Here is a 3,536-nt window from a genome sequence, read left to right as displayed (position 1 = left end):
ACTGCACCGGCGAGATCAGGCTGGCGTTGGACTTGTTGCGGAAATTGACGATGCCTTCGATCAGGCCGGTGGCCAGCAGCTCGCGCATTTCCGGCAGGAAGCCGATGGTGCCTTCGGCGGTCTGGCCGCCGGCGGTGATGCGCAGCAGCACATCCTGCGGATCATGCGGCGCGACCAGGTCGAACTCGGCCACGCCGTTTTCCACTTCCACCTGTACGCCCGGCATGACCTTGTCGGCATCGGCCGCGCCCGGACCGAATTCATCGGTGCGCGAGCCCGGCAGACGCAGGCGGCCACCGCTGTTTTCGATGGTGGCGTAGCTCTTGCCGGCCAACGGCTTGCCGTCGGCACCGAGCAGGCGCACGGTGATATGCACCGGCGTCTGGCCATCGGCCGGGATGCCGTCGCGGTCCACTTCCACCGACACGCGGTCCACGCCGACGTTGCCGCTGTAGTCGGCCTGGCCCGAACGGGCGGCGACGACTTCCGGCGGCGTATCGGTGGTGACCAGCGAACGCGGATACAACGTGGTGGCATCACCCAACACCGGCGTGAAGCGCGAGCTGGTACCCACGTTCTGTGCCATGACCGGCATTGCGGCGGTGGCCAGCGCGCAGGCCAGCAGGCTCATGCGCGGCATCTTGCGCAGGCAATGACGGCTCATGGCTGCACCTCCTGCGAAGCGGATGCCGAGGGCGGGTTGGGTCGCGGATACACGATCGGTCTCTGGTTGGCCGAGTCCGTGGCCTGCTGCGGCGCACGGGCGGGCTTGCTTTCAAAACGCAGCGGCGACTGGCCGGTTTCGGTTTCCGGCGCACGCACCTCGCCCTGGGTACGACGGGCCTTGACCTGTTCCAGCAGCGGGTTGGAGCAGCTGCCTTCGATGAAGTCGGCGCGATGCAGCTCGCCGTTCTTCAGGTCCAGGAACAGGCTGTCGGCATCGCCCAGGTTGCGGTTGCTGCTGGTGGTCAGGCGCGAGCCGGCCGGCAGGGTGGACGGATCCACCTTCAGCGTGTGGCTCTGCGGGGTCAGGCCGCAGTAGCTGTACTTGCCTTCCGAATCGGAGATCACCCAGGTGCCGTTGGAGAAGTACAGGCGCACGCCCGGAATGCCCAGCTCTTCGTTGTCCTGCACGTGGTTGTTGTTGCAGTCCACGAACACCTTGCCCAGCACGCAGGCTTCCTCGGTGAACACACCACCGGTGACGCGCACGCGGTACTGCGCCTGGTTGGACGGCACCGAACCCGGTACCGGCGTCATCGAACCCGGATCGATACAGCCACCGGTGATCGAGCAGCCATGGGCCTGCGCGCGGTTGATGCCATCGCCCTGCTGCGCACCGACGCCAACACGCACGCGGTAGGTCAGCACCAACTGCTGGCCGACGTTGATCGGGCCCAGGTTGAAGCCCAGGCGCGGGCCCGGCTTGCCGAACGGCTCATCCAGCGCGCGGCCGCCGACACGGGCGGTGCCATCGATGTAGGTGAAGCCACGCGGCAGCGTATCGACGATGTTCACCGTCGCCATCGCACTGCCGGAGGTCTGGCGCACGGTGATGCTGTACTGCACGGTGTCACCGATCTCGGCGGTCTGGCGGTCACCGGTCTTGGTGATGACCAGGCCGGTACCGGCGGAGGTATCCAACGGCAGGTGGTTGTGGACGATGCCGGCGGTGGCCGAACCGGCAAACACGGTCAGCCAGTACTGGGTGGGCGTGCCCACCGCACCGGTCGGCGCATCGGCCTGCGGCTGCACCAGGTGGCTGGTGCCGGCTGCGCCCAGCGGCGACAGCGAACCTTCCTGCGGCGGAATCAGCGACGACACGAACTGGTAGCCACCCGGCGGCGTCACCGTCAGCTGGAACTCGCAACGTGCCGGCGCGGCCGGGCCGAACATGAACTGGTAGTAGCCGCTCGTACCCACGGTCATCGACACCGCGTTGCCTTCCACGCGGTAGCCACCGGCACCGGCGTTGAGGATGGCGGTCTTCGGGTCGTAGCCGTTGCACACGCCCACCGGGGTCAGGGTCACGATGGAGCCCGGCACCGGATCACGGGTGATGGCGTCGTAGACCACGCCCGACGGATCCACCGGCAGGCTCTGCTGCGGCAGATGCTGGCCGGCTTCGAGCACGACCTGCAGCTGGCTGGTGCCGTTCTCGGTGATACGGCAGGCGCTGCTGCTGCCATCGCTGATGGCACGCGTGGCGTCACAGGACACGCCCATGCCACCGGCGGTTTCCTGGTTCACCGGCCACGCCCACAACACGCCCGACGCAGGGTCACGGAACTGGATGTTCCACTTGATGCCCGGCACCACGTCGCCGAAGCGGTAGCTTCCGTCCACGGCGGTGGTGGTGGTCTTGGCAACCTGGCCGGTCGCCGCATCCAGCAGTTCCACGATCCACGACTGCAGGCGCGTATCGCCGCTGTCGAGGAAGGCATCGTCGCTGCCGATGTCGTACCACACGGTACCGCCGACCGATGCGGACAGCTGCACCTGGTTGGGCACGCGGCACACGTTCTGGGTGATGGCCGCATCGCACACCGGCAACTGGGTCACGTCGCCTTCGAACGTGTTGCGCTCGGTGGTGGTCGGGGTGCGGAACTCGTTCTCACCGCCGCCTTCCACCAGCACGGCGTTGTTGACGGTGCCGGCCCGCGCGGCCTCGGCCGTGACGTTCACCTTGACGGTGATGTCCGAGGTGGAGGTTGCACCGGCATTGACCACTTCCGAACTGCGGCATTCAAAGCGGGCATCGCCCACCGCGCCGGAACAGGTCCAACCATTGCCGGACGGAACTTCCGCCAGGTTCAGGCCCGCCGGCAGGCGGTCCTTGACGATGTACTCGCCCGTGGATGCCTGCTGCCCGCCATTACGCACGCGGATGGTGTACGTGGCGACGTTGTTGACGGTGAACTTCACCGTGTTGGACGACTTGCTCACCAGCATGTCCGGCGAATCGCCGATCTCGCCGAAGTTGTTGTCCACCGACTTGTCGCCCGGCTTGAGCACGATGCCGGTGATCTCCGAGGTGGTCGTCGACGGATTGCCGCCCGTGCCGCCCGTGCTGCCGGCGGTGGTCTTGCCGTTGAGCGTTTCAGCCGGCTGGTTGGGCTCGGTCACCACATAGGTGCCCGGACGCAGGTTCTCGAAGGTGTACTTGCCGTTGGCGTCGGTGGTGGTGGTCAACGTGACCGGGTTGCCCAGGTCGTCGGTGCCGGTCAGCTCGACGGTGACGTTGGCAAAGCCGCCTTCCTCAGGCTGGCGGATACCGTCGTCGTTGCTGTCGTTGTAGACGTTGCCGGAAATGCTGGCCGCCGGCACTTCGCCGAAGTTGTTCTCGACCGACACCTGGCCCACGCCAACGGTGATCGTGCCGATGAACGACGGGTTCTGCGCGGTGGCGCTGCCTTCGGCCGAGCCGTTGCCCATCGGCGTGCCGCCGATGTTGCCCGGCTTGGTCTTGCCGTCATTGGTGCCGGCCGGCTGCTGCTTCTCCACCACCTTGTATTCGCCCGGGGGCAGGTTGAGGA

The 3,536-nt window shown here is 66.9% G+C and carries 2 protein-coding genes; both read right to left on the bottom strand.

What is annotated here, in order from left to right; all coding sequences use genetic code 11:
* Positions 1-664: Ig-like domain-containing protein (locus tag VA603_RS10455; protein WP_486679292.1), on the bottom strand; the 664-nt coding region annotated here is incomplete at its 3' end.
* On the bottom strand, positions 661-3,536 hold a 2,876-nt coding region (locus VA603_RS10450; RefSeq protein WP_323438779.1), incomplete at its 5' end, for an SdrD B-like domain-containing protein. The genes VA603_RS10450 and VA603_RS10455, both read right to left, overlap by 4 nt.

This window comes from Stenotrophomonas capsici (assembly GCF_034961085.1).
GTDB lineage: Bacteria > Pseudomonadota > Gammaproteobacteria > Xanthomonadales > Xanthomonadaceae > Stenotrophomonas > Stenotrophomonas capsici.
This window is presented reverse-complemented; position numbering and strand designations above follow the sequence as displayed.